Raw genomic sequence first — 3,194 nt, 5'->3', positions numbered from 1 at the left:
CAACCAGACAGGGAATCAGGATGGACACTTCCAGCTAAGCAATGGACCACTTCAGCAATTTTTGTCCAAGAACAGTTCAACAGATGTGACGTCAGAAAAGCATATCTTTGAAGCTGATGGAATTTGTCTGCTGTGCAGGAAAGATGACTTTAATATGACTGAAGGTTTTTCTGATGGATCATCCAGAAATGTTGAGATCGTTATTCCGGCGTCCAGTCCTGGTTTTTATCGGAACCAAATGTTGGAGAGAAGTACATCAGAAAAGAAAAAAATCAGTTCCAAAAAGTTCAAAATAGAGTCTGTCAAGGTTAAAAAAGTGAGTGATTATAAAAAAGCTGAAAGGAAAGTCAAACAATTTCGTTGTAAGCTTTTAAACCTTGGTTTTATTGAGCGTGCCTATAATGACTTGAAGGAGTTAACCAAAGACAGCAGAAATACTTACATGAGATGCCTGGCTGCCTGGGAGCTGGCATTATGGCATGCAAACCGGTATACTAAAGAAGATGCCAGCAGGGCTCTGGATATGCTTGCCTTGGTCAAGAATGGGGAAGATAACCCTGCGAAAATGCGCCAGAGAGCTGTTTTGGAAGCTGAATGCCTGGAAGCTCTGGGGCAAGTCCAGGAGGCAAGAATAATTATTGATCAGGCTTTAAAGAGAGAAATTCACGCCGATCTGTACCTGGCTTCCGCCAATCTGGAGACAAACGTTCAGGACAAAATGATTTGGATTAACACCGCCCTGAAACTGCACGGTTTATCTTCTATTGCTTGCAATATTACCGGAGATAAAGCCCCCTATGATTGCTTACAAGCTGCTCCTGGTAATTCAAACAAAGCAAGACTGCCTTCAATCCTCCCTAAAGTTACCGTGATGATGCCGGCCTACAATGCCCAAAACACAATTTCTACCGCCCTGGATTCTGTCCTTGCCCAGACATGGACGAATCTGGAAGTGCTTGTTGTTGATGATTGCAGTGAGGATAATACCAAAGATGTTGTGAAGAGCTATGTCCAGAAAGATGGACGGGTACGGCTTATCAGGGCAGAAGTCAACCAGGGGCCTTACGTGGCCCGGAATCTGGCGCTCAGAGAGGCTACAGGAGAGTTTGTGACAGTCAATGATGCTGATGACTGGTCACACCCGGAAAAGATAGAAGTTCAAGTCAGGCATTTGCAGGCAAATCCTGAAGTGATAGCCAATACATCAGAATTGGCCCGGATCTTTAGCAAGTTGCGCTTTCATCGAAGAGGATTAGGAAAATACATTCAATTCAATTTGTCATCCTTAATGTTTCGTCGCCAACAGGTGATAGAAAGGGTAGGTTATTGGGATAGTGTTCGTTTTGCCGCTGATGGAGAATTCAAAAAGAGATTAATAAGATATTTTGGAGCCGATAAAGTTGTCGATCTGCCAACAAGTCTTCTATCGTTCCCAAAACAAGCGCATGTTTCCCTGACCGAACACTCATCTTTTGGCTTTCAGAATTATTTTATGGGCGCCAGGAAAGATTATCATGAAAGTTTCATGTGCTACCATTCTGCATCTGATTCACTTTACATTGATTTTCCTATTAAAAGTCGACCTTTTCCAGTACCAGAACCCATGTGGCCTGTTAGAGAAAAAGAAAAATCCAAGCCAAGACATTTCGATGTAGTCATTGCTTCAGATTTCAAGTTGCCGGGTGGTACTACCTCATCCAATGTAGAAGAAATTAAAGCACAAAAAAAATTTGGGCTACGTACAGGGTTAGTTCAAATGAACCGATATTTTCTTAATCTGGAAAGAACTATCAACCCCAAGATACGAGAACAAATCGATGGTAAGAAAGTCCAGTTTTTGGTTTCTGGTGAAGAAATCTATTGTGATTTATTAATTATTCGCCATCCGCCAGTACTACATGACTATCAGGCCTATATTCCAAAAATAAAGGCGAAAAATATCCTGGTCATTGTTAATCAATCACCCTTTAGAGAATATAAAAACCCCGAGTCCCGAGTCTATGACCTTCAAAGCTGTTGTAAAAACCTGCAAAGATATTTCGGACATTCAGGTGTTTGGTGCCCTATAGGACCAGCAGTGAGACAGTCGTTGCTACAGGAGCCTGATATTGAAAAAATGGTTACACTATCCAGTACAGACTGGAATAACATTATTAATATTGATCAATGGCAATCAAAGAGGCGGAATTCAAAAAATAGCAAGCCCATCATAGGCAGGCACTCTCGAGACCACTATGTCAAATGGCCAGAGTCAAAGGATGAGCTTTTAGCAGCTTATCCTGAAAATGATCAACTTGAAATTCATATTTTGGGAGGAGCTGAAACTCCCAAAAACATTTTAGGATCCATCCCAAAAAACTGGAGTGTTTATCCCTTTAACTCAATTCCGCCTATAGATTTTTTGGCAACTATTGATGTCTGTGTGTACTTTACACATTCAGATATGGTTGAAGCATTTGGGAGGACCCCCTTAGAGGCCATGGCTGCCGGCAAACCAGTGATTCTTCCGGAAAAATTTCAATCTCTTTTTAAGGATGCCGCGATTTATGCTACTCCGTTTCAAGTTCAATCCATAGTTATGGAGTTGTATCAGAATGAAGAATATTATCAAAAGCAATCAGAAAAAGGAAAACGTTTTGTGCGTGACCATTTCGGATATTCACAACACCAACATCGTTTAGCTCTTTATGTCAGTAAGATGCGTTCATCCAGTTGAAGCGTACTGCGTACTTTGTTATTGATAAAAAGGAGTGGAAATGGCGAAATCTGCAGAAAAATAAACAAACCATCGGTAGGATCGGTAGGGTCAACCATGTCCACTAGAACACGTATCATGTCTTTGGCATGCGTGGCTACACCTATGTGCATCAGTTTTCTGGACTTTGCATGTATGTGATTCCCAGTAAAAAAGCCTTCTTAAGCGATTGATGGCTTAAGAAGGCTTTTTATAAAGAATAATTATAAATGCTACAGTCTATTGATTGCGACACGTAATAGTTTAGGAGGTGAGCCTTCTTGCCACCTGATGCGGACGACTTCATCTAAACTGAGCGCTGTCAACATCATCGCCAGGATGGAGTTTTTATTGGGATGATCAGCTTGCAAGCGCAACTCAAACCTGTCTCCAGTTGTTACCTCTCTCACCACAACAGTGGCAAAGCTTTCAGTTTCATTTACGAAAAGGATTTCAACAT

The 3,194-nt window shown here is 41.5% G+C and carries 2 protein-coding genes; one reads left to right on the top strand and one right to left on the bottom strand.

Going from position 1 to position 3,194, the window contains the following annotated elements:
• Positions 1–2,716 (top strand): glycosyltransferase (locus tag QZP87_RS01990; protein ID WP_291321247.1); only part of this gene is annotated, 2,716 nt, incomplete at its 5' end.
• 251 nt (positions 2,717–2,967) lie between these two features.
• On the opposite strand, the gene QZP87_RS01985 is transcribed toward QZP87_RS01990, so the two are convergent.
• A partial coding sequence (locus QZP87_RS01985) for a hypothetical protein (protein ID WP_291321246.1) occupies positions 2,968–3,194 on the bottom strand: 227 nt, incomplete at its 5' end.

The organism is Desulfonatronospira sp. (assembly GCA_003563255.1).
Taxonomy (GTDB): Bacteria; Desulfobacterota; Desulfovibrionia; order Desulfovibrionales; family Desulfonatronovibrionaceae; genus Desulfonatronospira.
Note: the sequence above shows the minus strand (reverse complement) of the source record. Positions and strands in the feature narration are given on the sequence as shown.